Genomic DNA, 1,888 nt, shown 5'->3' with positions numbered 1-1,888 from the left:
GCCGCGTCCACCCGGTGGTCGAGCAGGGCGGCCCGTGCGTCGTTCCAGGTCAGATGCAGGGTGCGGACGTCGGCGTCCGGATTGCGGTGGCGCAGCTCGCGCACCGCCGGGGTGACGATGACGTTCATGATGAAGCCGATGGTGATCCGGCTCGGCTCGGCGGCGGCCCGGGTGTGCGCCGCGGCCTGCGCGGCGGATCGCAGCAGTGCCTTGGCGCGGGGCAGGAAGACCTCCCCGGCCTCGGTGAGCTTGCTGCCCTGCGGGGTGCGGTCGATCAGCCTGGCCCCCAGGTGTCGTTCGAGGCTGCGGATCTGCCGGCTCAGGGACGGCTGGGTGATGTGGAGGGCCTCGGCGGCGCGGCGGAAGTGCCGGTACTCGGCGACGACGGTGAAATACCGCACCAGCCGAAGATCGAGATCCACCGGAGGCGGCGTGTCTGCCATGCCCTCACGCTAGCCGCGCCGACCCGTCGACGGCTACTGGGTAATCGCCTTGAGCTGTGGTGATGCCTGACTCGTATCTCCGGATGCGGAACAGGTCTTGGACGCGGGCCCGGAGCCGTTCCTAGCGTGGCGTTACGCAGTCCGTCGCAGTTCCCCCCTTTTTTTTTGCAGCGGGGAGTTTTCTGTAGCAGCGAGGAGAGACGCATGTCCGCACCCGTAGCCCTGATCACCGGTGGCACCAGCGGAATCGGAAAGGCCACCGCCGAATCGCTCCATCGTCGTGGCTATCAGGTGGTCGTCACCGGGCAGAACCCCGACACCATCGCCGCGGCCGAGAAGGAATTCCCCGAAGGGGTGGTCGTGGTGCGCGCCGACGCCCGCTCGCCGGCCGAGACCGACCGCGTCGTCGAGGTGATCCGAGAGCGCTTCGGCGGACTCGATGCCGTATTTCTCAACGCCGCCATCGTCCGCATGCTACCGATCGAGGCCGACGCATTCGACGAGGCCGCCTACGACGACCTGTTCAGCGTCAATGTCAAAGGCCAGTTCTTCACCCTCCAAAAGGCCCTCCCGCTGCTCCATGACGGGGGTTCCATCATTTTCAACGTAGGGATCGGCGCCACCAGGGGAATTCCCGGCGGGGCCGCCGTCAGCGCCGCCACCAAGGGCGCCCTGCTTGCGATGGTGCCGTCCCTCGCCCTTGAACTGGCTCCCCGGCGCATTCGGGTCAATGCCGTCAGCCCCGGCCCGATCGACACCGGAATCTGGGCCAAACAAGGGGCGCCGGCCGAAGTGCTGGAAGAGATCGCCAAGGCCACGGTCGCCCAGGTCCCCCTCGGGAGGTTCGGGACGAGCGAAGAGGTCGCCGAGCTCGTGGCGTTCCTCGCCTCGGACGCGGCCGGATTCATCACCGGGGAGAACATCGTCGTGGGTGGGGGTGTCGGGGTCAGGTCGTAGGCAGGGACGGGGTGTACAGGCCCGGTTGCCCAGGGTGGGCGAGAAACCCTCCGCAGGAAAACGCCGCGGAAAGCGGGGCAGGAAACTGATCCTGATTCCAGTTCACATTTCCTGGAGAACATCGCGGGAACCCATGGAGTTTTACCGGATCCGCCTGTCAAGATCTTCCCTCATGCCTTCCCCGTTCACTCAGGAATATCAGGGATTCTCGTGCGGAAAATGAATGCGGCCGCCACCGTGGCCGTCGCGGTGCTGGCTCTGGCGCTGACCGGCTGCGGCAAGGACGACGACAAGGACGCCCAGTCGTCCGGCACTTCCGACAAGGCCGCGGCCGCCCAGAAGGGCGACGGCGCGGAACGCGGCACCGCGTCCGCCACCCCCACCGGCGCGAGCCCCAGCCCGAGCCGTACGAAGCCCGCCGCGAAAAGCCCCGGCGCGAGCCCGAGCAGCCCCCGGGCCACCCGCACCGCCGACAGCGTCCCCCCGGC

At 68.1% G+C, this 1,888-nt stretch carries 2 protein-coding genes and 1 pseudogene; 2 read left to right on the top strand and 1 reads right to left on the bottom strand.

All coding sequences use genetic code 11. The annotated features are described in order from the left end of the window. A partial coding sequence (locus tag KN815_RS47610; protein WP_216347993.1) for a LysR family transcriptional regulator occupies window positions 1-443 on the bottom strand: 443 nt, incomplete at its 3' end. Window positions 444-647: 204 nt separating this feature from the next. Between KN815_RS47610 and KN815_RS47605 the strand changes: the two genes are divergently transcribed. Beyond that, a complete protein-coding gene (locus KN815_RS47605) occupies window positions 648-1,400 on the top strand; it encodes an SDR family oxidoreductase (protein ID WP_216347992.1) in 753 nt (250 codons plus the stop codon). Window positions 1,401-1,610: 210 nt separating this feature from the next. After that, a pseudogene (locus tag KN815_RS47600) lies at window positions 1,611-1,888 on the top strand (hypothetical protein); the annotation flags it as partial.

Source organism: Streptomyces niphimycinicus (genome assembly GCF_018883605.1).
Classification (GTDB): domain Bacteria; phylum Actinomycetota; class Actinomycetes; order Streptomycetales; family Streptomycetaceae; genus Streptomyces; species Streptomyces niphimycinicus.
This window is presented reverse-complemented; position numbering and strand designations above follow the sequence as displayed.

Bases quoted from the DNA above. Each gene is read 5' to 3' on its own strand.
- KN815_RS47605 (WP_216347992.1), top strand. From the start codon at position 648: ATGTCCGCACCCGTAGCCCTGATCACCGGTGGCACCAGCGGAATCGGA.